27 protein-coding genes are annotated in these 24508 nt (G+C 62.0%); 16 read left to right on the top strand and 11 right to left on the bottom strand.

Annotation, left to right across the window (positions count from 1 at the left end; all coding sequences use genetic code 11):
- Positions 1 to 19: 19 nt before the first annotated feature.
- Positions 20 to 724, bottom strand: a complete 705-nt coding sequence (locus BJN45_RS05210; protein ID WP_076092839.1) for a hypothetical protein — start codon at positions 722 to 724, stop codon at positions 20 to 22.
- A gap of 509 nt (positions 725 to 1233) precedes the next feature.
- On the opposite strand from BJN45_RS05210, the gene BJN45_RS05205 reads away from it, so the two are divergent.
- The 3 genes from BJN45_RS05205 to BJN45_RS05195 all read left to right on the top strand — a co-directional run bounded on the left by BJN45_RS05205 (position 1234) and on the right by BJN45_RS05195 (position 3057).
- A complete protein-coding gene (locus tag BJN45_RS05205; RefSeq protein ID WP_139326291.1) occupies positions 1234 to 1767 on the top strand; it encodes a hypothetical protein in 534 nt (177 codons plus the stop codon).
- Positions 1768 to 1882: 115 nt separating this feature from the next.
- Complete coding sequence (locus BJN45_RS05200) at positions 1883 to 2179, top strand: ArsC/Spx/MgsR family protein (RefSeq protein ID WP_240494498.1); 297 nt, start codon at positions 1883 to 1885, stop codon at positions 2177 to 2179.
- Positions 2176 to 3057: an Hsp33 family molecular chaperone HslO gene (locus BJN45_RS05195; protein WP_076092833.1), complete on the top strand. Its 882-nt coding sequence runs from the start codon at positions 2176 to 2178 to the stop codon at positions 3055 to 3057. Before BJN45_RS05200 ends, BJN45_RS05195 begins: the two co-directional genes overlap by 4 nt.
- Positions 3058 to 3111: 54 nt before the next feature.
- Here BJN45_RS05195 and BJN45_RS05190 read toward each other — a convergent pair whose 3' ends face one another.
- Positions 3112 to 3612, bottom strand: a complete 501-nt coding sequence (locus BJN45_RS05190) for an OmpA family protein (RefSeq protein ID WP_076092831.1) — start codon at positions 3610 to 3612, stop codon at positions 3112 to 3114.
- 1 nt (position 3613) lies between these two features.
- On the bottom strand, positions 3614 to 4120 hold the full coding sequence (locus BJN45_RS05185) for a MarR family winged helix-turn-helix transcriptional regulator (RefSeq protein WP_240494497.1): 507 nt from the start codon (positions 4118 to 4120) through the stop codon (positions 3614 to 3616).
- Positions 4121 to 4430: 310 nt separating this feature from the next.
- Here BJN45_RS05185 and BJN45_RS05180 point away from each other — a divergent pair, with 310 nt between their 5' ends.
- Positions 4431 to 5228 (top strand): 4-hydroxy-tetrahydrodipicolinate reductase, encoded by a 798-nt coding sequence (locus tag BJN45_RS05180; RefSeq protein WP_076092827.1) that lies wholly within the window; start codon positions 4431 to 4433, stop codon positions 5226 to 5228.
- On the opposite strand, the gene BJN45_RS05175 is transcribed toward BJN45_RS05180, so the two are convergent.
- Both BJN45_RS05175 and rimO read right to left on the bottom strand, forming a co-directional pair.
- Positions 5167 to 6585, bottom strand: a complete 1419-nt coding sequence (locus BJN45_RS05175; protein ID WP_170873030.1) for an FAD-binding oxidoreductase — start codon at positions 6583 to 6585, stop codon at positions 5167 to 5169. The two genes, BJN45_RS05180 and BJN45_RS05175, sit on opposite strands and share 62 nt — an antisense overlap.
- Positions 6560 to 7882, bottom strand: a complete 1323-nt coding sequence (gene rimO / locus BJN45_RS05170) for a 30S ribosomal protein S12 methylthiotransferase RimO (protein ID WP_076092825.1) — start codon at positions 7880 to 7882, stop codon at positions 6560 to 6562. Before rimO ends, BJN45_RS05175 begins: the two co-directional genes overlap by 26 nt.
- Before the next feature lie 149 nt (positions 7883 to 8031).
- Here rimO and BJN45_RS05165 point away from each other — a divergent pair, with 149 nt between their 5' ends.
- Complete coding sequence (locus BJN45_RS05165) at positions 8032 to 8565, top strand: DUF2478 domain-containing protein (protein WP_083650865.1); 534 nt, start codon at positions 8032 to 8034, stop codon at positions 8563 to 8565.
- Between the two features lie 173 nt (positions 8566 to 8738).
- Positions 8739 to 9143: a hypothetical protein gene (locus BJN45_RS05160; RefSeq protein ID WP_076092823.1), complete on the top strand. Its 405-nt coding sequence runs from the start codon at positions 8739 to 8741 to the stop codon at positions 9141 to 9143.
- Positions 9144 to 9168: 25 nt separating this feature from the next.
- On the opposite strand, the gene BJN45_RS05155 is transcribed toward BJN45_RS05160, so the two are convergent.
- On the bottom strand, positions 9169 to 9597 hold the full coding sequence (locus tag BJN45_RS05155; RefSeq protein ID WP_076092821.1) for a TOBE domain-containing protein: 429 nt from the start codon (positions 9595 to 9597) through the stop codon (positions 9169 to 9171).
- A 176-nt stretch (positions 9598 to 9773) separates the two neighbouring features.
- Between BJN45_RS05155 and BJN45_RS05150 the strand changes: the two genes are divergently transcribed.
- From BJN45_RS05150 to modD, 5 genes are read left to right on the top strand one after another with little or no spacing between them, the layout of a single operon-like run.
- A complete protein-coding gene (locus BJN45_RS05150) occupies positions 9774 to 10592 on the top strand; it encodes a TOBE domain-containing protein (RefSeq protein ID WP_076092819.1) in 819 nt (272 codons plus the stop codon).
- A gap of 26 nt (positions 10593 to 10618) precedes the next feature.
- Positions 10619 to 11365: a molybdate ABC transporter substrate-binding protein gene (gene modA / locus BJN45_RS05145; RefSeq protein ID WP_076092817.1), complete on the top strand. Its 747-nt coding sequence runs from the start codon at positions 10619 to 10621 to the stop codon at positions 11363 to 11365.
- A 21-nt stretch (positions 11366 to 11386) separates the two neighbouring features.
- Positions 11387 to 12067, top strand: a complete 681-nt coding sequence (gene modB, locus BJN45_RS05140; protein WP_076092815.1) for a molybdate ABC transporter permease subunit — start codon at positions 11387 to 11389, stop codon at positions 12065 to 12067.
- A 1-nt stretch (position 12068) separates the two neighbouring features.
- A complete protein-coding gene (gene modC, locus BJN45_RS05135) occupies positions 12069 to 13139 on the top strand; it encodes a molybdenum ABC transporter ATP-binding protein (RefSeq protein WP_076092813.1) in 1071 nt (356 codons plus the stop codon).
- 4 nt (positions 13140 to 13143) lie between these two features.
- The gene (modD, locus tag BJN45_RS05130) at positions 13144 to 13974 is read left to right on the top strand and encodes a ModD protein (RefSeq protein WP_076092811.1); all 831 of its coding nucleotides are present in this window, start codon (positions 13144 to 13146) and stop codon (positions 13972 to 13974) included.
- Here the strand turns inward: modD and BJN45_RS05125 are convergent.
- Positions 13971 to 14381, bottom strand: coding sequence for a winged helix-turn-helix transcriptional regulator (locus tag BJN45_RS05125; RefSeq protein ID WP_076092809.1), 411 nt, complete (start codon positions 14379 to 14381; stop codon positions 13971 to 13973). The two genes, modD and BJN45_RS05125, sit on opposite strands and share 4 nt — an antisense overlap.
- 91 nt (positions 14382 to 14472) lie before the next feature.
- Between BJN45_RS05125 and BJN45_RS05120 the strand changes: the two genes are divergently transcribed.
- Positions 14473 to 15330 carry an SDR family oxidoreductase gene (locus BJN45_RS05120; RefSeq protein WP_076092807.1) on the top strand — a complete coding sequence of 286 codons (858 nt, stop codon included), beginning with the start codon at positions 14473 to 14475 and terminating at the stop codon, positions 15328 to 15330.
- A gap of 61 nt (positions 15331 to 15391) precedes the next feature.
- Positions 15392 to 15784: a NifB/NifX family molybdenum-iron cluster-binding protein gene (locus BJN45_RS05115; protein WP_076092805.1), complete on the top strand. Its 393-nt coding sequence runs from the start codon at positions 15392 to 15394 to the stop codon at positions 15782 to 15784.
- Between the two features lie 3 nt (positions 15785 to 15787).
- Here BJN45_RS05115 and BJN45_RS05110 read toward each other — a convergent pair whose 3' ends face one another.
- Positions 15788 to 16459, bottom strand: a complete 672-nt coding sequence (locus tag BJN45_RS05110) for an SIMPL domain-containing protein (protein WP_076092803.1) — start codon at positions 16457 to 16459, stop codon at positions 15788 to 15790.
- A 149-nt stretch (positions 16460 to 16608) separates the two neighbouring features.
- Here BJN45_RS05110 and BJN45_RS05105 point away from each other — a divergent pair, with 149 nt between their 5' ends.
- Positions 16609 to 17571 carry a hypothetical protein gene (locus BJN45_RS05105; RefSeq protein WP_076092801.1) on the top strand — a complete coding sequence of 321 codons (963 nt, stop codon included), beginning with the start codon at positions 16609 to 16611 and terminating at the stop codon, positions 17569 to 17571.
- A gap of 15 nt (positions 17572 to 17586) precedes the next feature.
- Here the strand turns inward: BJN45_RS05105 and BJN45_RS05100 are convergent, their stop codons facing one another.
- Positions 17587 to 18525: a GGDEF domain-containing response regulator gene (locus BJN45_RS05100; RefSeq protein WP_076092798.1), complete on the bottom strand. Its 939-nt coding sequence runs from the start codon at positions 18523 to 18525 to the stop codon at positions 17587 to 17589.
- Between the two features lie 189 nt (positions 18526 to 18714).
- Between BJN45_RS05100 and BJN45_RS05095 the strand changes: the two genes are divergently transcribed.
- Positions 18715 to 19212, top strand: a complete 498-nt coding sequence (locus BJN45_RS05095; RefSeq protein WP_076092796.1) for an ankyrin repeat domain-containing protein — start codon at positions 18715 to 18717, stop codon at positions 19210 to 19212.
- Positions 19213 to 19307: 95 nt separating this feature from the next.
- Complete coding sequence (gene ppk1, locus BJN45_RS05090; RefSeq protein ID WP_076092794.1) at positions 19308 to 21389, top strand: polyphosphate kinase 1; 2082 nt, start codon at positions 19308 to 19310, stop codon at positions 21387 to 21389.
- Between the two features lie 29 nt (positions 21390 to 21418).
- Here ppk1 and lolA read toward each other — a convergent pair whose 3' ends face one another.
- Entirely contained in the window at positions 21419 to 22039 is a 621-nt protein-coding gene (lolA, locus tag BJN45_RS05085) for an outer membrane lipoprotein chaperone LolA (protein ID WP_076092792.1), read from the bottom strand.
- A gap of 80 nt (positions 22040 to 22119) precedes the next feature.
- A complete protein-coding gene (locus tag BJN45_RS05080) occupies positions 22120 to 24420 on the bottom strand; it encodes a DNA translocase FtsK (RefSeq protein ID WP_076092790.1) in 2301 nt (766 codons plus the stop codon).
- Between the last annotated feature and the right edge of the window lie 88 nt (positions 24421 to 24508).

Genomic DNA, 24508 nt, shown 5'->3' with positions numbered 1-24508 from the left:
GTCCGATTGTCATATAGGCTCACTTAGATCTGCGGTCCATCATTCGCTTGCCAATGGAATCACCGGGGCCGACCCACGCTCCTTTGTAGTAGACCATCTCCTCACAGTTCACAGAGGACCCATAGGAGCCAGCTGGAACTTCGGTGCGTAGGATAGATTTGTACTCGGGCTGTTTAAATCGTGAGTTTGCCCGTTTGACGTCGTCGACCGTGACATGGGTTTTGCCCAGTCGCTCAATTTCGATATCTGGGGCGGAAGAAATCAAATTGGGAATGATGATTTCCTTCGGTAGGTCAGACAGCGGAATGCGCGTCCAGCGCTCTCCTTTGTAGCGGAAGACAACATAAGGTGGATTTGGTCTTCCCCATTTGTTGTATGAGAGGCAGCCCATCGGGGTTACGACAACATAGGGGGTGTTGGCCACGATATCGACGAGCATTGGTAGGAAGCTGGCAGTGCCAATGTCCTTGGCATTGAGGTCTTCCCAGATTACCTTCTCCCCTGTGGCCGAATGCTTGAACTGCAATCGCTGCTCTCGGTACGGGGGCTTCTGTCCGATTTCATGCCGGCCACCGCGCTCGACATTTCGCTCAACGAGCAACACGGCACCATTGTGGAGCAATGCATCCTCAGTCCATCTAGTGCCGCCAAATCCCAAGAATCCGAACGAGTTCATGCTGAATGACGACAGCGCGAGCGCGAGAAGAAACGGACGAGATTTCATCGGGCTAACTAGTAGACGACAGAAGTGTCCAATAAGCTGGACCTCTGTCCGATAAGCTGCCAGGCAGGACAAGTCAAATCCGTTGCCTGGAGGGTATTTTCAGATGGGCTACGTTTACGTGACATGTCAGCAAGTAATTGAAACCGGACAGCTTGCCATTGTACTGACACTGATCATGCAATTGCCATCCCAGCCCATGTCGGTTTCAGGAAAAATCGACCAGCAGTGAATACTTGTCCCGCATAAACCACTCTCAGAAGTAAAAGCCTGCGATGCGACGCAGGGCTGTTTCAGTTCCGCCTGTTCCACCAAAACATCCTGTCCACGTGAGCCCGGCGCAAAAGCTGGGATAATTGCGCCCTTCCCCAAACACGAACCGGAGAACAGAGATGGGCACGATCCGCGTCTTTGGCATCAAGAACTGAGTAACGATATTAAATATGGATACCAACCTATCCCGATGCAATAATCAACACTGTCAATATCGGTAAGTGCTGGACATCTAATTTATGACTTGTGAACTTTCGGGATACTCGTGTGAAGGCATAGGTGCAATCGCCAGCGCCATCATAGCTATATGTGCTTTTTTTACTGCTACTTGGCAGGCATATGCCACTTACAAACATAACCGCCTTTCTGTAAGGCCGTTGCTCAATACTTGGCAAGATTTTTCCAAAAATCGCTACAAAATACAGCTATCAAATATTGGAATTGGGCCAGCACTTATCGATAGCTACTGCGTTTTTGTTGATGACAAGAAGATTGAAGGCGTTAACACAGAGCCGATTGCTAAAGCTGTCAGCATTCTTTTTCCGCAAAACACGCCTCAAATCCTCTATAGCGCCTATCTTGCAAAGGGGAGCGCACTTGCTACTAATCAAAGCATTGACGTAGTTGTTCTCGAATTTGATCCAAGCAAGCTACCAACACCAAGTGTGCTGGAACACGCCATAAACAGGGCGAAGCTTGTTATCAAGTACACTTCGATATATCAAAATGAGACGTTCACTTACGACTCTTACAAGAACCACCGCGACGACTAACCCCAAAAAATCCAGCAGCAGAGAGAAAGCAAAAATGCATAACACAGAATTAGAAAATAAGCAATATTTAGTATCGTGCTATGGCATCAAGAACTGCGACACCATGAAGAAAGCCATGACCTGGCTGACTGAAAACGGTGTTGCTTACGAATTCATCGATTACAAGAAGGCCGGTGTGGCCGAGGCGAATCTGCCGGACTGGGCGGCGCGGGCGGGTTGGGAAGTGCTGCTGAACCGGCGCGGGCTGATGTGGAAGAAGCTGACGGATGAGGAGCGTGCTGCGGTCGACGCGGCAAAAGCGCTGAAATTGATGGCGCAGTATCCGGCGCTGATCAAGCGGCCGGTGCTCGATACCGGCAAGGAACTGCTGGTCGGCTTTGCGCCGGAAACCTATGCGGAAAAACTGAAATGAGCGCCAGCACGATTCGTCGTTTCATTTTTGAGGGGCTGGACATTCGCGGCGCCATCGTTCATCTGGGCGATGCTTGGGAGCAGATGCAGGCCGGTCGCGATTACCAGCCGACGGTGGCGCAGTTGCTTGGCGAGACGGCGGCGGTGACGGCGCTGATTGCCGGCCAGTTGAAGCAGCCCGGCCGGCTGACGCTGCAGTTGCGCGGCAACGGGCCGATCCAGTTGCTGGTGATGGATTGCAACGAGGCGTTGCAGATGCGCGGCATGGCGCGCAGCAACCCGGTGGTGCTGCCGGCGCCAGTGCAGGAACTGCTGGGCGCCCACCAGGGCGGGCAGTTGCTGATGAGTCTGGATCTGCCGACGGCGCGTCAGCCTTATCAGAGCTATGTGCCGATGGTTGGCGACAGCATCGCGCAGATTTTCGAGCATTACCTGGAGCAGTCGGAGCAGCAGCCGTCGCGGCTGTTCACCACGGCCAGCCCGCGCGCGGCGGTGTGCCTGTTCCTGCAGAAGCTGCCGCAGGCGGACCAGCACGATCCGGATGGCTGGCACCGCATTACCCAGCTGGCGGCGACGGTGAAGCCGGCCGAACTGCTGGAGCTTGATGCGGAAACACTGCTTGGCCGGCTGTTCCATGAGGAAATCGAAGCCCGCGGCATCCGCATCTACGATCCGCAGACGGTGGTTTATCACTGCCCCGAGGATTGGGAGAAGGTGCGCGACATGATCCGCAGCCTGGGTCGCGAGGATGCCGAAACCATCGTCGCCGAACATGGCGAGATCCTGATCCGCGACGATATCTGCAACCGCGATTACCGCTTCAGCCCGGAAGACGTGGCGGCGCTGTTCGACGATTACGCCGGCCGGTCGATTCACTGATATTGGGGCGGCGAAACTGGATTGCTTCGCTGCCCCCGCGATGACGGGCCCGGCCTATTCGCCGTAGTGCAGTTGCACCCGGCGCATTTTCCTGCGGCATTGGGCCGATTTGCAGCCCAGCCCCATCTGCTCGCTGCCGACACCGTAGCGCCGGATCTGGATCAACGGCACGCCCTGGCTGCGCAGGACGGCGTAGACGGCATTGACCCGCTGTTCGGCAATGGCGAGGTTGTAGGACGGGCTGCCCAGGTTGTCGGTATGGCCGACGAGCGTCACTACCAGATCCGGATTGGCTTTGAGCCTGGCCGCATGTTCGAGCAGTCGACGCCGGCCATCGGCATCGACTGCCGTGCCGGATGACGGGAAAAACACGCTGTTTTCGACGTCGACCGCAGCAATCAGTTTGTCCTCGCCGACGACCGGCTCCGGCGTTGCCGGTTTCCTTGCGGCTACCGCTTCAGTTGAAACAGCTTCGTCTTTCGGCGCCGGCGTACCGGCACAGGCCGCCAGCATCAGTGCTGCGAACAGGCCCAACGACAGGTTGTGCAGTGACAAGTTATTCCCCTTCAGGCTGTTTCAGCATGTCGGCGAGCGGCATGCTGGCAAATTTATCGTCCTTGCCCGGCAGATGCCTGAGCAGTTCATCAAGATTGATATGCAAGGTTTTCAGGACGGCGAGCGGTACAGCCGACAAGGCCTCCGGCAGGATGCCCTCGGCCGGTCCCGGCAAGGCGGCCAGCGCTTCGCGACCACGGTCGGCGAGACACAGGCCGACGCGGCGCTGATCGCTCTGTTTTTTCCGTTTGTCGAGGCAACCCAGGGCGACCAGCTTGTCCACCAGCAAACTGCAGGTGGACTGGTGAATCCCCATGCGGGAAGCCAGTTCGCCGATGCCGATCTCCGGTGAACGCTGCACTTCCTGGAGCACCCACATCTGCGATCCGGACATGCCGCAGCGTTCTTCAACGAGCCTGAAATGCCGGCGCATCGAGCCGTAGATCAGGCGAAATTGTTGCAGTACATCCAGTACGGTCTGGTCCGACTGCGCGTTATGCGGTTTCAATATTCAGTTCCGGTTGAAATAGTGTTGCACGATTTACGAGGCTCAATTATATTGCTTGGCAATGGAGTTGTAACTTAGGTGATAGCCCCATTCCTTTTCGACGAGGACATTTCACTGGGGGGACATTCCCCCCATTTTTTTCCCCACTCGTCGTCACTGTGCCCGCAGAGGCTGCCAGACAGGCGCCCGGCACACACAAAAAAACAATAGATCGGCCGGATTGGCAACATTCCGGCGCCCCGGATTTTTCGTCGATCCATCGAGGTGAATATCGACAAACGATTATCAAACTGCAAGAGAGAGGGTATTTATGATCAAGATCGGACTCATTGGTTACGGCAAGGCCGGCCAGGCGGTTGCCGGCGTACTGCGTGAAGACCCGCGCTACGAACTGTGCTGGATCGCCCGGCAATCCGACGCACCGGCCGACACCGACATCCCGGTGGTCAAGCTCGACAGTGCAAGCTTCCCGGCCTGGCTGGACGCTCATCCGGTAGACGGCATCATCGATTTCTCCAACGCCGCGGCCATCCATCTGTATGGCGAAGCCGTCCGCCAGCGCGGCATCATGCTGGTCACCGCGATTTCCGGTTACCCGGAAGAAACGCTGGCCTACATCCACGATCTCGGGCGCGACATCCGCGTGCTGTCGTCGCCCAACATCACGCTGGGCATCAATTTCCTGCTGCTGTCGTCGAAGATCCTGCGTCACATTGCGCCGTTTGCCGATGTCGAGATCGTCGAGCAGCATTTCCGCGACAAGCCCGAAATATCCGGCACCGCCCAGCGCATCGCCGAGGTGCTGGATGTCGATGACGATCACATCACATCACTGCGCCTGGGCGGCATCGTCGGCCGGCATGAGGTGATTTTCGGCTTTCCGTACCAGACGGTGCGGCTGATCCACGATTCGATCCGGCGCGAAGCCTTCGGTACCGGTGCGGCATTTGCGATGGAGCAGCTGGCACGCTGCGAAACCGGTTTCTATACGCTGGACAGCCTGCTGCTGCGGGTGATCCGTGACGAACTGCAGCGCGAGGACGATCTCAGCCTGGCCCAGGCAGTTTCCCGGGATTCATCAGCCCGCGTGGATCGAGTGCCTGCCTGATCGTCTGCATCAGGGCGATTTCCGTGGCCGACTTGTAGCGCAGGATTTCCTCGCGCTTCAACTGGCCGATGCCGTGTTCGGCGGAAATCGAGCCGTTCAGCGCGTGCACGGTGTCGTGGACGATGCGGTTGACCTCGGCCTGGCTGGCGAGGAAAACCGCGTTGTCCTGGGCACCGGGCTTTGACAGGTTGTAGTGCAGGTTGCCGTCGCCGACATGGCCGAAGGCAACCACGCGGATGCCGGGAAAAGCCGCTGCCAACTCCGCATCGGCGGTGCTCAGGAAATCGGGAATGCGCGACACCGGCACGGCGATGTCGTGCTTGATGCTGACGCCTTCAATCTTCTGCGCTTCGGAAATGTTCTCGCGCAGCGCCCACAGTTTTTTTGCCTGCGCTTCGCTGGCAGCGATCACGCCATCGGCGACGGCACCGGCTGCCATCTGCTCGCCCAGCCAGCCTTCGACCGCCGCCGGATCGGCGTCGGAAAACTCGGCCAGCACGTACCACGGGCTGGCCGCCGCCGGCCGGGTGGCGCCGGGGATGTGCTGCAGCACCAGGGCCAATGAGGCTTCCGACACCAGCTCAAAGGCGGTCAATTGCGCATCGAAAGTGCTTTTTGCCTGATTCAGCAGGTCGACCGCAACAGCCGGCGAGGCGATGTTGAGCCAGCAGGTGGTCTGCGTTTTCGGCAACGGATACAGCTTCAACACGGCGGCGGTGATGATGCCGAGCGTGCCTTCGGCGCCGATGAACAGGTGCTTCAGGTCGTAGCCAGTGTTGTCCTTGCGCAGGCCGCGCAGGCCGTCCCAGAGTTCTCCGCTGGGCAGCACGACCTGCAGGCCGAGCGTCAGTTCGCGCGTGTTACCGTAGCGCAGCACCTGGACGCCGCCGGCGTTGGTCGACAGGTTGCCGCCGATCTGGCACGTCCCTTCGGACGCCAGCGCCAGCGGGAACAGCCGGTCGACGGCGCGCGCCGCATCCTGCACGGCGGCCAGCGTGCAGCCGGCTTCGACGGAAATCGTGTTGTTTTGCCGGTCGACCGCAAGAATGCGGTTCATCCGGCCAAGGCTGACGACCACTGCCCGGCCCGTCTCATCCGGCGTCGCCGCGCCGCACAGGCTGGTGTTGCCGCCCTGCGGCACGATCGCCACGCCGGCTTCGATGCAGGCGCGGACGACGGCGGCGACTTCTCCGGCATTGCCGGGACGGACGACGCACTGCGCCGCACCGCGATAACGGCCGCGCCAGTCGGTCAGGAAGGGCGCGGTGTCGGCCGCATCGACGAGGACGTTGGCCGCGCCGACCGCTTCAACCAGCCGCGCGGCCAGCGTATCAGACAACTTCGGCGTAGAGGTCATGGTGGTCGGCGTCGATGACGCGGACCTTGAGGAAATCGCCCGGCTGGGCGTCGAAATGGCCGTCGAGGTAAACCACGCCGTCGATTTCCGGCGCGTCGGCCTTGGAGCGGGCGATCGTGCCTTCTTCGTCCACTTCGTCGACCAGCACTTCGATCACCGTGTCGATCTTGGCGGCCAGCTTGTCGGCGGAGATGTCTTCCTGGACGCGCATCAGCCAGCTACGGCGGTCTTCGCGCACGCTTTCCGGCGGCAGGCCGGGAATCTCGTTGGCCGTCGCGCCTTCGACCGGCGAGTAGGCGAAGCAGCCGACGCGGTCGAGCTTGGCGTCTTCGAGGAACTGGATCAGCTGGTCGAAATCCTCGTCGGTCTCACCCGGGAAGCCGGTGATGAAGGTCGAGCGGATGACGATTTCCGGACAGATCTCGCGCCACTTGGCGATGCGTTCCAGCGTGTTCTCGGCTGAGGCCGGGCGCTTCATCGCTTTCAGGATCTTCGGGCTGGCGTGCTGGAACGGCACGTCGAGGTAAGGCAGGATCTTGCCCTCGGCCATCAGCGGGATGACGTCGTCGACGGACGGGTACGGGTAAACATAATGCAGGCGGACCCAGATGCCGAACGAGGCCAGTGCCTCGCACAGCTCGCGCAGCCGGGTCTTGACCGGCTTGCCGCCCCAGAATTGCGTGCGGTATTTGACATCGACGCCGTAGGCGCTGGTGTCCTGGGAGATGACGAGGATTTCCTTGACGCCGGCACGGGCCAGGTTCTCGGCTTCAGCGAGCACATCGCCGACCGGGCGCGAAACCAGCGGGCCGCGCAGCGACGGGATGATGCAGAAGGTGCAGCTATGGTTGCAGCCTTCGGAAATCTTCAGGTAGGCATAGTGATCCGGCGTCAGGCGGATGCCTTGCGGCGGCACCAGATCGGAATACGGGTCGTGCGGCTTGGGCAGGTGCTGGTGCACGTGACCCATCACCTCTTCCATTGCGTGCGGGCCGGTAATGGCCAGCACCGACGGGTGCGTAGACTGGACGATGTCGCCCTTGGCGCCGAGGCAGCCGGTGACGATGACCTTGCCGTTCTCGTTGAGCGCCTCGCCGATGGCGTCGAGCGATTCCTCGACGGCGGCATCGATGAAGCCGCAGGTGTTGACGATGACCAGGTCGGAATCGTCGTAGCTGGGGGAAATCTCGTAACCCTCGGCGCGCAGGCGGGTGAGGATGAGTTCGGCATCGGAACCGGCCTTCGGGCAACCCAGGCTTACGAAGCCGACGGTCGGCACTTTCTGTTGAATCGTCATGCGTTTATCTAACCTTTTTCCGGCACGGCCGGCGAGCAAAGCGCGTATTTTACGCGGGGGAAGGCCGTGGACCGCAGAAATCACAGAAAGTGCCGGGCTGCGGACAGCGAACTTTGTGCAGAAGCACCACAAGCGCCTAAAATCACAGCATGTCGCTCCCAAGTCAAAATCTGGATGATGATCCGCTGCTGATTGCCGCCGTGGTTCCGCCCCCCGGCATCAATGCCGACCTGCCGGTACGTGCCTTCGTCGCCGACCTGCGCGCCCGCGGCGTTCGCGTTGCCGGCCTGTTGCAGGACATGCTGCCAACGGCCAGCGGTTGCAACATCTGCCTGGTGGACATCGAAACCGGCGACAGCTATCCAATCTCGCAGCGGCTGGGCAGCCAGTCGGCGTCCTGCACGCTCGATCCCGGCGCCCTCGCCGACGCCAGCCGCGTCATGCGCCGGATCGCCGAAGACGGCGCCGAGCTGGTCGTCTTCAACCGCTTTTCCGGCATGGAAGCCGAAGGCGACGGCTTTGCCGGGGAAATGCTCGACTTCATGAGTTGCGCCATCCCGGTCCTGACCATCGTCCAGGAAAAACACCTGCCCGCCTGGCGCCACTTCACCGGTGGCATGGCCTGCGAACTACCGCCGGAAGCGCAGGCACTGGATGACTGGTACGCCCGCCTAGGCCGCTGAGCCCGTTTGTTGCAAGCCTGGTCGCAATGCCGACATTCGTTATATAGTCGACAACATATCGTAGCAAATCCGACACAAGACCGCTGTCAATACGAGCAAATACATTCCTCCATCGCTGGCACTGGTCTTGCTGAAGGAATTCCAACCGATATATACACAACTATATTTCCAACATGAACACACCAACCAGACATGACACCCGGAGCCGGGCCAGGTGCGACCAGCACAGTTCTTCCACCGAGGCGGAAATACGCTGGCGCGACCAGCTACCCGCCGACTGGGCCGACGCCGTCGACCCGCCGCTGCATTTCCGGCATTACCGCGAATACGAAATTTCAGCCGAGCGCTCGGTCGGTTACGACGAGGATGAGCAACCTTGTTTCATCACCCACCGTTTCGCCCTGACCCGACTGGTCAGCGATGACGACGAGGAGTTCTACGAGACGGTGACCTTGAGCGAAGAAATGACCGCCTGGCGCCTGCGCGATGGCCGCTGGCTGGTATTGCGCAAAACCCACCCCGGCACCTGCCAGGCCAACAGAGGCTTCTATGCGATCTCTCCGGACATGCCGCGCTGAGCGCGGCGGCAAACCCTTGGCAAACTCAGGCGGGAATACTGAGGATGACGTGACTGGCCTTGATCAGCGCCGTTGCCGGCTCGCCGACCTTGAGCCCGAGTTCGAGCACCGCTTCGTTGGTCACCACCGAATGCACCACCGTACCGCCAGCCAGCATGATGGCGACTTCGGTATTCACCGCGCCTCTGGTCAGCGCGCTGACCGTACCGGACAACTGGTTGCGCGCCGAGAAATGCACATCGGGCGCCCCAGACAGCAGCATGACCCACGGCGCCTTGACGTAGGCGACCGCCTCCTTGCCGACGGCCAGACCGAGCGACTGGACACTCCCCTCTGTCACGATTGCGACAATCCTGTCGCCCCCCGCCAAGGTCAGCTCGACTTCGGCATTGACCGTGCCGTCGGTGAGAGCGGAAATTTTTCCTTTGAAAACATTGCGTGCGCTGACATTCATGACTTTCTCCTGGTTGGTCGATCCGGCTGGCCCAATTTTCGCTATATACAAAAAGAACTAACGAATCATCGCCGGTCGCTGCCAATGTAACCAGCATGCTTATACAGACACAACCATAGCGCTGCAGATAATTTTCGATAAACTCGCCTTCGTTATATAACCATCGACATAACACCATGAACCAAGCCCTTCCCCGCCTGCGCAGCAAGCTCGAATTCGATGGCCCACTCGGCGCTTTCCTTGGCGACACGCGCATCCGCCTGCTTGAAGCCATCGATCAGCATGGCTCGATCTCGCAGGCAGCAAAAGCCGTACCGCTGTCGTACAAGGCCGCCTGGGACGCTGTCGATGCAATGAACAACCTGGCCGAGCAACCGCTGGTACTGCGCTCGACCGGCGGCAAGCACGGTGGCGGCACGCTGCTGACCGATTACGGACGCAAGGTGATTGCCCTCTACCGCGCGCTGGAAGCCGAATATCAGGCAGCACTCGACCGTCTGACGGCGAGCATGAACGACGGTCAGGCCAGCGATTTCCAGCAGTTCAGCCAGTTGTTGAAGCGCATGTCGATGAAGACCAGCGCGCGCAACCAGTTCGCCGGCAAGATCGTCGGTCTGCGCGAGGGGGATGTCGATTTCGAGGTGCGCATCAAACTCGATGAAGAAAATGAACTGGTCGCCGTGATCACCGGCGAATCGGCCGAAAATCTCGGCCTGACGATCGGCATGGAGATCAACGCGCTGGTCAAATCGTCGTCGGTGTTGCTGCTCAACGACCCGGCGGTGAAGACCACGGCGCGCAACCACCTGTGGGGCGAGATCACCCGCATCCACGAAGGGCCGGTCAATTCCGAAGTGACGCTGGCGATGAAGACGGGCAAGTCGGTCTGCGCCGTCGTCACCCACGACAGCGTCGAGAAACTCGGCCTGGTCGTCGGCGAACAGGCCTGCGCCGTGTTCAAGGCCTCGTCCGTCATTCTTTGCAAGTACGCCTGAAACCCAACTGCCAAGGAGAAGCCCCCATGAAACGCCTGTCCGCCCTGTTCGTCACGCTGCTCACCGCCGCCGGCCTGCACGCCGGCGAAGTCCAGGTTGCCGTCGCTGCCAACTTCACCGCGCCGATGCAGCAGATCGCCGCCGATTTCGCCAGGGACACCGGCCACAAGGCCGTGCTCTCCTTCGGCGCCACCGGCAAGTTCTACGCCCAGATCGTCAATGGCGCGCCATTCGAAGTCTTCCTCGCCGCCGACGACACGACGCCGGCCAGGCTGGAAAAGGAAGGCCATGCCGTGCCCGGCAGCCGCTTCACTTACGCGGTCGGCAAGCTGGTGCTGTGGTCGGCCAAAGCCGATTTCGTCGATGCCAAAGGTGACGTGCTGAAGGGCGGCAACTTCAACAAGGTCTCCATCGCCAACCCGAAAACCGCGCCCTACGGCGCAGCCGCCGTCGAAACACTGAAGAAGCTGAACCTGCTGGATGCCGTGCAGCCCAAGTTCGTCCAGGGCGAGAACATCTCGCAGACGCTGCAGTTCGTCCATACCGGCAACGCCGACCTCGGCTTCGTCGCACTGTCGCAGGTATTCAAGGATGGCAAGCTGAACGGCGGTTCGGCCTGGATCGTTCCCGGCGAATTCCATGAGCCGATCTACCAGGATGCCGCCATTCTCGCCAAAGGCAAGGACAACGCCGCCGCCACTGCCCTGCTCGCCTACCTGAAGGGCGACAAGGCCAGGGCCGTGATCAGGTCTTTCGGTTACGATCTGCGCTGATATCCCCCACCGCCGAATACCATGCTGCTGACCGACTCCGACCTGCAAGCCATCTGGCTGACCATCCGCCTGGCCGGGATCACGACGCTGATCCTGCTGCTGATCGGCACCCCCATTGCCTGGTGGCTGGCGCGCAGCCGCGCCTGGTGGAAGGGGCCGGTCGGTGCCGTTGTCGCGCTGCCGCTGGTGTTGCCGCCGTCGGTGCTCGGTTTCTACCTGCTGCTGGCGATGGGGCCGAATGGCCCGTTCGGCCAGCTGACGCAGTCGCTCGGCCTGGGCACGCTGCCGTTTACCTTCTGGGGTCTGGTCATTGCATCGGTGTTCTATTCGCTGCCGTTCATGGTGCAACCGCTGCAGAATGCCTTCGAGGGCATCGGCGAGCGGCCGCTGGAAGTTGCCGCGACCTTGCGCGCTTCTCCGGTCGACACCTTTTTTTCAGTGGTTTTGCCGCTGGCCAGGCCGGGCTTCATCACTGCCGGCATCCTGACCTTTGCCCACACCGTCGGCGAATTCGGTGTCGTGTTGATGATCGGCGGCAACATCCCCGGCGTCACCCGCGTTGCTTCGGTGCAGATCTACGACCACGTCGAGGCAATGGAATACGCCGATGCGCACCGGCTGGCGGCGGTGATGCTGGTCTTCTCGTTTACCGTGCTGCTGGCGATGTACACCCGGCGCAGCCCGGCCCGAAAGGCGGCCTGACATGGAGAACATTCAAGCCCGCTTCAAACTCGACTGGCCCGGTTTCACACTGGATGTCGACCTGAACCTGCCCGGCCGCGGCGTCACCGCGCTGTTCGGCCATTCCGGCTCGGGCAAGACCTCGCTGCTGCGCTGCATTGCCGGCCTGGAAAGGGCGTCCTGCGGTCGACTCGTGTTCAAGGGCAAAATCTGGCAGGACGAAAAAAACTGGCTGCCAACGCATCGCCGGCCGATCGGCTACGTCTTCCAGGAAGCCAGCCTGTTCCCGCACCTGTCGATTCTCGGCAATTTGCGTTACGGCCAGAAACGCAGCGACGGCGCCGGGCGCGTCGGCCTCGATGCGGCCATCGAACTGCTCGGCATTGGCCACCTGCTGGAACGCAAGCCGGATACGCTGTCCGGCGGCGAACGTCAGCGCGTCGGCATCGCCCGGGCGCTGGCCGTCGGCCCGGAAATCCTGCTGATGGACGAACCGCTGGCGGCGCTCGACTTGAAGCGCAAGCAGGAAATCCTGCCCTACCTGGAACGCCTGCACGACGAACTCGACATTCCGGTCATCTATGTCAGCCATTCGCCGGACGAAGTCGCCCGGCTGGCCGACCATATCGTTGCCATGGACGGCGGCCGCGCCGTCGCTGCCGGCCCGCTCGGCGAAACGCTGGCCCGCCTCGACCTGCCGATCAGGCTCGGCGAGGATGTCGGCGTCGTACTCGATGCAACGGTCGGCGAGATCGATGCCGAATGGCATCTGGCGCGCGTCGATTTCGCCGGTGGCAGCTTGTGGACGCGCGACCATGCGGTGCCGGTCGGCAAACGCGTCCGGGTCCGCGTACTCGCCCGCGACGTCAGCCTGGCGCTGGACGAACCAGGCATGAGCAGCATCCAGAACTGTCTCGATGGCTGCGTCGAAAGCGTCGCCGCCGACGATCACCCCGGCCTGCTGCTGGTCCGCGTGCAAGTCGGGGCAAGCCTGCTGGTCGCCCGCCTGACCCGCCGTTCGGCAGCCCAGCTCGGCATCGCACCGGGCCTGCCGGTCAAGGTCCAGGTCAAGTCCGTCGCCCTGATGGAATGAGCCGATGAGCCCCTATACCCTGCCTGACCACGAACTCGAACGCCTGCTCGGTGAAGATGCCCCGGCCGGCGATGCGACGACTTTCGCACTCGATATCGGCGAATGTTGCGGTCGACTCGATTTTCGCGCCCGTTTTGCCATGGTCGTCTGCGGCAGCGAGGAAGCCCGGCGCCTGGGCGAACTGCGCGGCCTCGTGCCGACCGGCCCGTTTGCCGCCAGCGGCACGAAGCTGCAGCCGGGTGAAACGATCCTGTCCCTGACCGGCGAAGCGGCCGCGCTTCATATCGTCTGGAAAACCGCGCAGACCTTGATGGAATACCTGTCCGGCATCGCCACGACCACCGCCGACATCGTCGCCGCCGCCCACGCGGGCAACCCGGACTGCGCCGTCGTGTGCACGCGCAAGAACTTCCCCGGCACCAAGGCGGCGACGGTCAAGGCCGTGCTCACTGGCGGCGCCAGTCCGCACCGGCTGAGCCTGTCGGAAACACTGCTGGTCTTCGCCGAACATCGCGCCTTCCTCGCCGAAACGCCAGCAGCGACGCTCGCCCGCCTGCGCCGTCGCTGGCCGGAACGCGCCATCGTCGTCGAAGTCGGCGACGAGGCCGAGGCGCTAGCCTGGGCCGGCGCCAACATCCTGCAACTGGAAAAATGGCCAATTGCTGCGGTCGACCGCATCAAACAGCAAATTCCCGGTACGCGCATTGCCGCTGCCGGCGGAGTCAATGCCGCCAACGCCGCCGATTACGCTCGCGCCGGGGCCGCCATCCTGGTCACCAGCGCGCCCTACTTCGCCGGCCCGCGCGATGTGGCGGTGAGCATCAGCCCCGCCTAATCCGGCCCGCTCTCCCTGGCAGCGCGCGCCGCCATGATCGCCGGCAGGTTGAATTCGATCCAGTCGGCCAGCACCTCGACCTTGCCTGCAACCTCGATGCCCAGCGGGGTCAGGCTGTACTCGACGTGCGGCGGCACCACCGGGTGGGCAATGCGGGCGACGAAACCATCCGCTTCCAGCCATTGCAGCGTCTGCGCCAGCATCTTCTCGCTGATGCCGCCGACCTTGCGCCGCAGATCGCTGAAGCGCTGCGTACCAGCGAGCAAGGCCACCAGCAGCAACACGCCCCAGCGGCTGGTCACATGCTTGAGCACTTCGCGCGACGGGCATTGTTCGGCAAACACGTTGCCGCGCCGTAGCAATTCGGCCAGCGTGGCGGGTGGTGTGGCTGCGATCCGATCGTTCATTCGGCACTTACCTTTCCGTGCGTACTTACTATTAGTTAGCTTAGTCGCTATTCTGCCGCTTCCCCGTCACGAAATAAAGAAAGGAATTCCCATGATCGTCATCACCGGCGCCACCGGCCAACTCGGCCAACTGGTCATCGAGCACCTGCTCAAGCGCGTGCCCGCCAGCGAAATTGCCGCTGCAGTGCGCAACCCGGACAAGGCGGGTGCACTGGCAGCACGTGGCATCGCCATCCGGGAAGCCGATTACGACCGTCCGGAAACCCTGGCAAAAAGTTTCGCTCCCGGCGACAAGGTACTGTTGATTTCGTCGAGCGAAGTCGGCCGCCGCCTGCCCCAGCACCAGGCCGTCATCGCTGCCGCCCGTCAGGCCGGCGTCGCCCTGCTCGCCTACACCAGCCTGCTGCACGCCGACACCTCGCCGTTGCCGCTGGCCGCCGAACACAAGGCAACCGAAGCGGCGCTGCAAGCTTCCGGGCTGCCGGTCGCCATCCTGCGCAATGGCTGGTACAGCGAAAACTACCTGGCCGGCATCGCCGCCGTGCTGGCGCATGGCGCCGTACTCGGCAGCGCCGGCAACGGCCGCATCGCATCGGCGGCACGCACCGACTATGCCGAAGCCGCCGCAGCCGTCCTGACCGCTGACAACCAGGCAGGCCGGATCTACGAACTGGCCGGCGACACCGCCTACACGCTGAGCGAACTGGCCGGTGAAATCGCGACGCAGATCGACCGCCCCATCATTTATCGCGATCTGCCGGCCGCCGATTACCAGGCCGTACTGGTCGGCGCCGGCCTGCCCGATGCGGTGGCGACACTGCTTGCCGAATCCGATACCGGTGCGGCACAAGGCGGCTTGTTCGACGACAGCCACCAGTTGAGCCAGTTGATCGGCCGGCCGACCACGCCGCTGGCCGAATCGGTGCGGGCCGCGCTACGTCAGGATTGATCGGCACAACCGGGCGCGAAACTTGCACAGCAGCAAAATCACTGTCCGGTTTACGACAACCATGAAAATCGCCATCGCCACCAAGGATTTCACCGCGGTCAGCGGCCATGCCGGCCAGTGCCGGCACTGGCTGATCTACGACCTGACGGAACACCGTTCGAGCCAGTTGCTGCCACCGCCGCTACGCGTCGACCTGGACAAGGACGAAGTCCTGCATGTATTCGAGGACAACCGGCCGCACCCGCTCGACGGCATCGCCATTGCCGTCTGCGCCAGTGCCGGCGATGGTTTCATCCGGCACATGCGGAAAAGGGGCTGCGACGTGCTGTTGACCGGAGAAAGCGACCCGAGCCTGGCGATCACCCGCATCCTTGCCGGTGAAGCCCTGCCCGATCCGCGTTTCGACATCACCACGTCGCTATGCAAGTTGCGCGATCTGTTCTCGCGCCACTGAGACTCAGTCGGCCAGTTCGATCTGGCCGCTGACCGTCGTCGTCAGCAGGCTTTCACCGGCTTCCAGCGGCGCCGGCGCGGCTTCGGCCATCATCACCTTGGCGCTGCGATAGATCGGCATCGGCATCGCGCCGCCCTGCTGCGAGACCGACAACTGCTTGATCGTCCACCGCTTGCCCAGCGCCCCGGCGATCACTGCCGCACGTTCCTGGAACGCCTTGATCGCATCCCGCGTTGCCTCGTCTTCGACCTGACGACGGGTTTCCGGCGACGGCATCTGGCTGACGTTACCAACCGCCAGGCGGCGCTGCTGCAGTTCGCCGAGCAGATCGGAAACGGCACCGAGATCGCGCGATTCGAGCACCAGCTCACTGCGCATGCGCCAGCTTTCGATCTTCTGGTCGCGTCCATAAACCGGGTAGGTCGACTGGTTGCCGCTCTTCACCGACACGCCGGCCTTGCCGCGGATCAGTTGCAGCGCGCCGGCGATTTCCTGATTGACCCGGCGGGCAATCTCGGCCGGGTTGCTGCCCTGGCCTTCGCTGTAAACCACGGCTCGCACCTGGTCGTTCACCGCTGGTCGCGAGGCCTCGGCAGCCAGGTCGACGGTCGTTGCCGCCTGCACGGAAGCCGCCATCAGGGTCAAGGAAAAGAGCAGGACAGGTAGTGATTTCATCGTGAATCTCCGGAAGGGTCAGAAACGATCATAGCTGGCGGGTTTTCCCATGCCCACGGCGAAAAGGTAAAAATATGTTTCCTGGCGGTTAAACCGGCTACGTGTTTTTGCTTGTATCCGACTCTGCCTTTTGTAATACTTCGGCGTCTATGATCAACGTTCTCAAAATCGATCGCGTGCCAAACCAGGACGAATTTCCCGAGGAAGGCAGCCGCCGCATCATCGGTGGGGAAGAGCGCGTTTTCTACGACGGCTACTGGATCAAGGTGTACAAGGTTCCGGCCGACACGCTGGAAGCCAAGAAACGTCTGATCGATGCGCTGACGCGCCGCCTGTTCAACCATACCGAACATGGCCTGAACATTCCCGGCACGCGCCTGGCCGAGGCCCGCAGTTCCTTCGAAGCTGAAACCGATACTTCCCGTCGCCGGGTCAAGGGTGCGATGCTCGCCGGCGCGCTGTTCAACCGCGCCGCCGACATCTTCCGCAAACTGGTCGAACTACAGGCCTGCGGCATTGAAATCCTCAGCGACAACCCGTTGATGCGTGAATGCGGCCGCTGCCTGCTCGAAGCCATGGAACTGGGCCGCAACGTGCTGCACCGCAGCGGCGAGGAAGGCATCGACGAACTCTGGGGCGAACCTTTCCGTGCCTTCTCGATTCCGCTCGAGGATTTCTACGAGAGCCGCTACATCAAGATCGGCCAGACGATGCGCGACATCGACCGCATCGCCAAGTGCCTGATCATCAATCTGGCCCAGTTGCCGGCATTCCAGGGCGTTGAATCGGCCATCGTCGATCTCGCCAATGCGGCCAAGATCAAGACCGAAACGCTGCGTACCGACCCGGACATCTTCGACGTCTGGTCGATCATGGTCACGGCCGGCGAACGCCTTGCCAACCTGACGCCACACCCGGTACCGGCGGCGGATGAATGCATCCGGCACGATTCGGCCGAGGGCCTGCAACTGATCCGCCAGGGACGCGACCTGATCTTCTACATCACCCGCGCCCGGACGCCGATGCCCAAGAGCACCAGCGAATTCATCTCGCGCTGCGAAACCTACCTGGCAACCGGCCACGCGCCGCTGGCGACCTTCCGCCAGGACTGAGGCCGCCCGGCAATTTCAGTTGGATTCGTGGCGATTGCGCCCGGCATCCTTGGCCTGGTAAAGCAGTTCGTCGGCCAGGCGGAATACCTGCTTGACCAATCCATTCGCCGGCGTGACGCAGGCCGCGCCAACGGATACCGTGACCACCCCCCAGGCTTCGTTCGATGTGTGTTCGATCGCCAGCGCGGCAATGGCCTCCACCACTGCCATCGCAATACCGACATGGACGCCGGCCGCAGCATCGGGAATGACCAGCGAAAATTCCTCGCCACCGTAGCGGGCGGCAAATACGCCGGGGGCCATCTGGTCTTCGTTGGCCTGCACCGCCACCCGCTCGATGCATGCGGCAACCGCGCACAGACACTCATCCCCGGCCTGATGGCCGTAGTGATCGTTGTATTTCTTGAAGTTGTCGACATCGATCATCAGCAGGCTGAACGGCTTGCCGAGACGGACCGCCTCTTCCCACAGCGAATCCACCCGCAAATCCATCGCCCGGCGATTGAGCAGGCCGGTCAGACCGTCGCGATTGGCCTGGTCCTGCAACTTGCCGTTGGCCTGGGCCAGGCGCGCACGCAAGGCCGCAATCCGGGTCATTGCCTTCATCTTCGCCTGCAGCACGCTTTCCGGCGAACTCTTGGAAATGAAATCATCGCCACCGGCCTCGATGGCGGTCACCAGATTGGTATCACTGTCGGTCGCCGTGACGAAGATGATCGGGGTCCACGCCCACGGCTCATGCCCTTCCTGCGCGCGGATCCGGGTTGTGGTTTCGAAGCCGTTCATGCCGGGCATCTCGATATCCATCAGGATCAGGTCGAAATGATCGCTCTGGAAAAGATCGATGGCCGTCTGACCGTTGATCGCGTGGCGCACTTCGTGTCCGTAGGACTCGAGACGGGCGGTCGTGACCATCGCTATCGCCCGCGAGTCGTCGACCAGGAGTATTTTCATTGCGCGGAAACCTGTTACTACAAGACAGCCGACAGGATACCCTTTAGACCATTCGCCGGGTAGCACCAAGGTCGTATTATTGGCATTCATTGCGTCGGCGCGAAGCACTACAATGGCTTACATTGCTTGACAGACAGGCAGGCACACCGGGATTACCATGCGCCCTCACCCGCCCAGGAGAAAACCATAATGTCCTCACAAATCACGCTGATCAAAGCCATCCGCGCAGGCCAGCTGGCTGCCGTGCGCGCTGCGCTCGACGCCGGCGCCCCGGTGGAACTGGACGACGGCAATGGCGACCCCGGCCTGCCGATGGGCATCGCCTGCTTCATGGGCTTCGCCGACATCGTGCGCGAACTGGCCCAACGCGGTGCCCGCATCAACGTGGACGACAACAGCCAGCCGACTTCACCGCTGAGCATGGCCGTACGCGGCAAGCGAACCGAAGTCGTGCGCACGTTGCTCGAACTGGGCGCCGAACTGCCGCCGGGCATGGAAACCGGGCTGAACGAAAACGAGATCATGATTGCCTGCTGGAAAGCCCAGCGGGACGGTCACGCGAAGAAGGATGAACTCGATCCGGCCACACTCCCGCAAGTCGAGGAAATCGAGATGACCTCGTGCATCGGCACCGACACCATGGTCCTCGAAGCCGACGCCCTCCGCCTGGCCCGCGAGATGCGCTGAAACCACCACCAGTCGGTCATCAAGCCGTAACACGAGTGCAACAAAATGAGCAGCTTGAGGCCTATACTTGAGAAACTGCTTCCGGATCCTGCACGATGCCAATTCACACCATGACCCATCGTTTTCCGACGGAAAACTACCTGAACCGCGAACTCGGCCTGCTGGCTTTCAACCGGCGCGTGCTGGCCCAGGCGGAAGACGAGCGGATGCCGCTGCTGGAACGCCTGCGCTTCCTGTGCATCGTCTCCAGCAACATGGACGAATTCTTCGAAATCCGCGTCTCCGGCCTCAAGGAACAGATTCGCGCCCAGGCTTCGGTCGCCACCATCGACGGCAAGACGGCGCAGGAAACTTTCCGTCTCGTTTCTGCCGAAGCCCACGCCATCGTCACCGAACAGTACCTGCACCTGAACGACGTGATCCTGCCGGCACTCGCCGAGCGCGGCATCCGCTTCCTGCGCCGGTCGACCTGGAACGAAGCCCAGCGCGAGTGGATCCGCAACTATTTCATCCGCGAGATGGTGCCGGTGCTGACGCCGATCGGACTCGATCCCTCGCACCCCTTCCCGCGCGTGCTCAACAAGAGCCTGAATTTCGCCGTCGAACTGGAAGGCAAGGACGCCTTCGGCCGCAGCTCGAACATCGCCATCGTCCAGGCACCGCGCGTGCTGCCGCGCGTCATCCGGCTGCCCGAGGAACTGGCCGGCGTCGAATACGGCTTCGTTTTCCTGTCGTCGATCCTGCACGAGTTCGTCAACGAACTGTTCACCGGCATGACCGTGCTCGGCTGCTACCAGTTCCGCGCCACGCGCAACTCCGACCTGTTCGTCGATGAGGAAGAAGTCACCAACCTGCGCACCAAGCTGCAGGGCGAACTGCCGCAGCGCCATTTCGGCAATGCCGTGCGCCTCGAAGTCGCCGACAACTGCTCACCAGCCATCACCGAATTCCTGCTCTCGCAATTCGGCCTGCAGGCTGCCGACCTGTACCGTGTGCATGGGCCGGTCAACCTGGTGCGCCTGATGCAGGTGCCGGACTGGGTGGACCGCCCGGACATGAAATTCCGCCCCTTCGTCCCCGGCACACCGAAAGGCCTGCCCAAGGGCGCCAACATTTTCGACAGCATCCGCAAGGGCGACATCCTGCTGCATCACCCCTACCAGTCGTTCGCGCCGGTGATCGAGTTGCTCAACCAAGCCGCGACCGATCCCAGCGTCGTCGCCATCAAGATGACCGTCTATCGCACCGGCACCGACTCGGTGCTGATGCAGTCGCTGCTGCGTGCTGCGCAAAGCGGCAAGGAAGTCACCGTCGTCGTCGAACTGATGGCGCGTTTCGACGAGGAAGCCAACATCGTCTGGGCGACCAAACTCGAAGAAGTCGGCGCCCATGTCGTCTACGGTGTCGTCGGCTACAAGACGCACGCCAAGGCCCTGCTCATCGTCCGCCGCGAAGAAGGCGGCCTGAAGCGCTACGCCCATCTCGGCACCGGCAACTACCACCCGCGCACCGCCCGCATGTATTCCGACTTCGGCCTGATGACCGCCAACGAGGAAATCACCCATGACGTTTCCGAGGTTTTCAAGCAATTGACCGGACTCGGCAAGGCGCGCACGCTGAAGCACCTGTGGCAGGCGCCCTTCACGCTGCAACCCAATGTCGTCGCGGCGATCCAGGCCGAGGCCGAAGCCGCCCGTGCCGGCCAGAAGGCACGCATCGTCGGCAAGATGAATTCACTGGTCGAACCGGAAGTCATCAATGCTCTGTATGAAGCCTCGCAGGCCGGCGTCGACATCAATTTGATCGTCCGTGGCGTGTGCATGCTGCGTCCCGGCGTTCCCGGGCTGTCCGAAAAGATCCGCGTCCGCTCGATCATCGGCCGCTTCCTTGAACACCACCGCATCATGTACTTCTACGCAGGCGGCAAGGAAAACGTCTATCTCTCGTCCGCCGACTGGATGGACCGCAATTTCTTCAAGCGCATCGAACTTGCCTTCCCGGTCCTCGATCCGAAACTGAAGAAGCGCGTCATCACCGAAGGCCTCAAGTTCTACCTCGCCGACAACCAGCAAGGCTGGGACATGAACAGCCAAGGCAGCTACCAGCGCCGGCGCTCCAGCCGCAGCAAGCCGCACAATGCGCAAGGCGAACTGATGCTGACGCTGGGCAGCAGCTGAACGCTACCCGACCAATCTGCTGAGGGTACTCATTCGCCGATCACATCGGCCCCGGCCGGCGGCGTGAAGCGGAACAGCGTCGCCGGCAGCGTCGGATTGCGCTCGTTGCGCAACAGCCGGATGTGGGTCGTCTGGCCGAAGTTGTCGAACAGTTCCATGGCCTTCATGTCCTTGCCGGCCATGCCGATGCGGACCTTCTCGAATCCGCTGTCGGGGCTTTTCGGGATGGCTTCGACCCAGGCCAAGCCTTCCGCATCGCCGGCTTCCCGCAGCGTGAAGTTCTTTTCCAGTTCGTTGCTGCCGGCAAGCAAGGCCGCCGGTGAGCCACCGATGGCCTGCCCGGCCTTGCGCACGGTGACCTGCTGCAATTCCGGATCGTGAATCCAGATTTTTTCGCCGTCACCGACGACCAGTTGCGGATAGGGCTTGAGGATTTCCCAACGCAGTTTCCCTGGCCGCAGGATCGCCAGCGTGCCCGACGATTCCTGCGGTTTGCGGCCGTTGCGCGAAACCACGGCCTGTTCGAAATCAGCCTTGTAGCTGCGCGTTTCGTTGAGGAAGCCGCGTAGCTGATCGATGGCACCGGCGTGGGCGAACAACGGCAGGGCAGCGAATATTGCGGTCGACAGGAGTTTTTGAGCGATTTTCATGAGCGCAGCTTACGCCAGTGCGAACACCGGCGCTGTTTCAATGTGTAAGCGGATCCGAGCCGGTTCAACGTGATCAGGCATCATTCGGCAGCCGGCTTCTTCATCAGCACTTCGCGGCCACCGCGACCGTCCATCGCCGATACCAGGCCGGCGTTTTCCATGGCTTCGATGAGGCGGGCCGAGCGGTTGTAGCCAATGCGCAGATGGCGCTGGACCAGCGAGATTGACGCGCGCTGGTTCTTCAGCACGATGTCGACGGCCTGATCGTAGAGCGGATCGCTCTCGGCATCGGCCGCGCCGCCCTCGCCGGCTTCACCGCCGCCATCGTCATCACCGCCGGCGCCGCTGAGGATATCCTCGACATACTCCGGCGCGCCGGTGGTTTTCAGATGCTCGACAACGCGATGCACTTCATCATCGGAGACGAAGGCGCCGTGGACACGGGTCGGGTAGCCGGTGCCGGGTGCAAGGTAGAGCATGTCGCCCTGACCGAGCAGCGCTTCGGCGCCCATCTGGTCGAGGATGGTGCGCGAGTCGATCTTGCTCGACACCTGGAAGGACAGGCGGGTCGGGATGTTGGCCTTGATCAGGCCGGTGATCACATCGACCGACGGGCGTTGCGTCGCCAGCACCAGGTGGATGCCGGAAGCACGCGCCTTTTGCGCCAGACGGGCTATCTGCTCCTCGACCTTCTTGCCGACGACCATCATCAGGTCGGCCAGTTCGTCGATGATGACGACGATGAACGGCATCGTCTTCAGCGGCTCCGGGGCTTCCGGCGTCAGCGACAGCGGATTGGGAATGTGTTCGCCGCGCTTCTCGGCATCCTTGATCTTGGTATTGAGACCGGCGATGTTGCGCACGCCCATCGCCGACATCAGCTTGTAGCGCTTTTCCATCTCGGTGACGCACCAGTGCAGCGCGTTGGCCGCCTGCTTCATGTCGGTGACGACCGGCGCCAGCAGGTGCGGAATGCCCTCGTAGATCGACAGTTCGAGCATCTTGGGGTCGACCATGATCAAACGGACATTTTCCGGCTCGGACTTGTACAGCATCGACAGGATCATCGCGTTGACGCCAACCGACTTGCCCGAACCGGTGGTGCCGGCGACCAGCAGGTGTGGCGTCTTGGCCAGGTCGGCGACCACCGGCAGGCCGCCGATGTCCTTGCCCAGGCACACCGTCAGCGGACTGCTCATGTCGTTGTACGGCTTGCTGGAGATGATTTCGGAGAGCTTGACCATCTGCCGCTTCGGGTTCGGCAGTTCGAGCGCCATGCACGACTTGCCCGGCACCGTCTCGACGACGCGGATCGACACCATCGCCAGCGCGCGCGCCAGGTCGCGCGCCAGGTTGACGATCTGGGCGCCCTTGACGCCGACCGCCGGCTCGATTTCATAGCGGGTGATCACCGGCCCCGGCATCGCCGCCAGCACCTTGACCTGGACGCCGAAGTCGGCGAGCTTGCGCTCGATCAGGCGCGACGTGTATTCCAGCGTTTCCGGACTGACCGTCTCGGTCGCCGGCGGCGCCGGGTCGAGCAGGTGCAGCGGCGGCAATGTGCCGCCGACGATCGCCTCGGGGAACAGCATCGCCTGCTTTTCGCGCTCGACGCGCTTCTCGGCCTTCTTCGATACCGGCACTTCGACCGGCGCCGCGGGCTCGATGTAGATCGGCTCATGCAGTTCGACGCGGCGCTTTTCTTCCTCGACGACGACTTCCCGCTGCTGCGCAACTTCCTTGCCGATCTGGCGATCGCGCCAGGCGTCGATGCGGCCGTAGACGAAGCCGGTCAACGCTTCCAGCAGCAGGCCGAGTTTTTCGAAGGCCCACAGCCAGGACATCCCGGAAAACGCGCTCCAGGCAGCGGCCATCAGCGCCAGCAGGAACAGCGTCGCGCCGGTGAAGCCCAGGGTATCGGCAAGCCAGCGGCTGACTTCCAGCCCGAGCATGCCGCCCGGCGCCAGCGGCAACTGCGCCGTCATCGTGTGGAAGCGCAGCGCCTCCAGCGCACAACTGGCAAGCAGCAGGACGATGAAGCCGGGCAGCGCCAGATACGGCGAGTGGGCAACCCGTCCGGTATTGGCGTGCAGTTGGCGGAAGCCCCACCAGACGATCATCCCGAGCAGCACCACCCACCACCAGGCGGAGATGCCGAAAACATAGAGCATCAGGTCGGCAACCCAGGCGCCAGCACGACCGGCCGGGTTCTGCGTGCTGCTGGCGCCGACCGCATGCGACCAGCCCGGATCGCTGCGCTGGAATCCCCACAGCGCCATGATCAGGAACAGGGCCAGGGCGCCAACGCCAAGCCAGCGTGACTCCTGCAACAGGCTGCCGATCTTGTCCGGCATCGGACTGGGGTCGTTTCGTTTGGCCATCGGCTTTTTCCTCAACCGGCTTCAGCCCTGCTGAAATCGGTGTAAATCATTTTGAGTCATACAGTTAGCATGGAATTATAAACCGGTT

It is taken from the genome of Azonexus hydrophilus, from assembly GCF_001956855.1.
Lineage (GTDB): Bacteria > Pseudomonadota > Gammaproteobacteria > Burkholderiales > Rhodocyclaceae > Azonexus > Azonexus hydrophilus_A.
This window is presented reverse-complemented; position numbering and strand designations above follow the sequence as displayed.

Excerpts from the sequence above, each read along its gene's own strand:
- BJN45_RS05210 (WP_076092839.1), bottom strand. The coding sequence starts at position 724 with ATGAAATCTCGTCCGTTTCTTCTCGCGCTCGCGCTGTCGTCATTCAGC.
- BJN45_RS05205 (WP_139326291.1), top strand. The coding sequence starts at position 1,234 with ATGACTTGTGAACTTTCGGGATACTCGTGTGAAGGCATAGGTGCAATC.
- BJN45_RS05200 (WP_240494498.1), top strand. The coding sequence starts at position 1,883 with ATGACCTGGCTGACTGAAAACGGTGTTGCTTACGAATTCATCGATTAC.
- BJN45_RS05195 (WP_076092833.1), top strand. The coding sequence starts at position 2,176 with ATGAGCGCCAGCACGATTCGTCGTTTCATTTTTGAGGGGCTGGACATT.
- BJN45_RS05180 (WP_076092827.1), top strand. The coding sequence starts at position 4,431 with ATGATCAAGATCGGACTCATTGGTTACGGCAAGGCCGGCCAGGCGGTT.
- BJN45_RS05175 (WP_170873030.1), bottom strand. The coding sequence starts at position 6,585 with ATGACCTCTACGCCGAAGTTGTCTGATACGCTGGCCGCGCGGCTGGTT.
- rimO (WP_076092825.1), bottom strand. The coding sequence starts at position 7,882 with ATGACGATTCAACAGAAAGTGCCGACCGTCGGCTTCGTAAGCCTGGGT.
- BJN45_RS05165 (WP_083650865.1), top strand. The coding sequence starts at position 8,032 with ATGTCGCTCCCAAGTCAAAATCTGGATGATGATCCGCTGCTGATTGCC.
- BJN45_RS05160 (WP_076092823.1), top strand. The coding sequence starts at position 8,739 with ATGAACACACCAACCAGACATGACACCCGGAGCCGGGCCAGGTGCGAC.
- BJN45_RS05155 (WP_076092821.1), bottom strand. The coding sequence starts at position 9,597 with ATGAATGTCAGCGCACGCAATGTTTTCAAAGGAAAAATTTCCGCTCTC.
- BJN45_RS05150 (WP_076092819.1), top strand. The coding sequence starts at position 9,774 with ATGAACCAAGCCCTTCCCCGCCTGCGCAGCAAGCTCGAATTCGATGGC.
- modA (WP_076092817.1), top strand. The coding sequence starts at position 10,619 with ATGAAACGCCTGTCCGCCCTGTTCGTCACGCTGCTCACCGCCGCCGGC.
- modB (WP_076092815.1), top strand. The coding sequence starts at position 11,387 with ATGCTGCTGACCGACTCCGACCTGCAAGCCATCTGGCTGACCATCCGC.
- modC (WP_076092813.1), top strand. The coding sequence starts at position 12,069 with ATGGAGAACATTCAAGCCCGCTTCAAACTCGACTGGCCCGGTTTCACA.
- modD (WP_076092811.1), top strand. The coding sequence starts at position 13,144 with ATGAGCCCCTATACCCTGCCTGACCACGAACTCGAACGCCTGCTCGGT.
- BJN45_RS05125 (WP_076092809.1), bottom strand. The coding sequence starts at position 14,381 with ATGAACGATCGGATCGCAGCCACACCACCCGCCACGCTGGCCGAATTG.
- BJN45_RS05120 (WP_076092807.1), top strand. The coding sequence starts at position 14,473 with ATGATCGTCATCACCGGCGCCACCGGCCAACTCGGCCAACTGGTCATC.
- BJN45_RS05115 (WP_076092805.1), top strand. The coding sequence starts at position 15,392 with ATGAAAATCGCCATCGCCACCAAGGATTTCACCGCGGTCAGCGGCCAT.
- BJN45_RS05110 (WP_076092803.1), bottom strand. The coding sequence starts at position 16,459 with ATGAAATCACTACCTGTCCTGCTCTTTTCCTTGACCCTGATGGCGGCT.
- BJN45_RS05105 (WP_076092801.1), top strand. The coding sequence starts at position 16,609 with ATGATCAACGTTCTCAAAATCGATCGCGTGCCAAACCAGGACGAATTT.
- BJN45_RS05100 (WP_076092798.1), bottom strand. The coding sequence starts at position 18,525 with ATGAAAATACTCCTGGTCGACGACTCGCGGGCGATAGCGATGGTCACG.
- BJN45_RS05095 (WP_076092796.1), top strand. The coding sequence starts at position 18,715 with ATGTCCTCACAAATCACGCTGATCAAAGCCATCCGCGCAGGCCAGCTG.
- ppk1 (WP_076092794.1), top strand. The coding sequence starts at position 19,308 with ATGCCAATTCACACCATGACCCATCGTTTTCCGACGGAAAACTACCTG.
- lolA (WP_076092792.1), bottom strand. The coding sequence starts at position 22,039 with ATGAAAATCGCTCAAAAACTCCTGTCGACCGCAATATTCGCTGCCCTG.
- BJN45_RS05080 (WP_076092790.1), bottom strand. The coding sequence starts at position 24,420 with ATGGCCAAACGAAACGACCCCAGTCCGATGCCGGACAAGATCGGCAGC.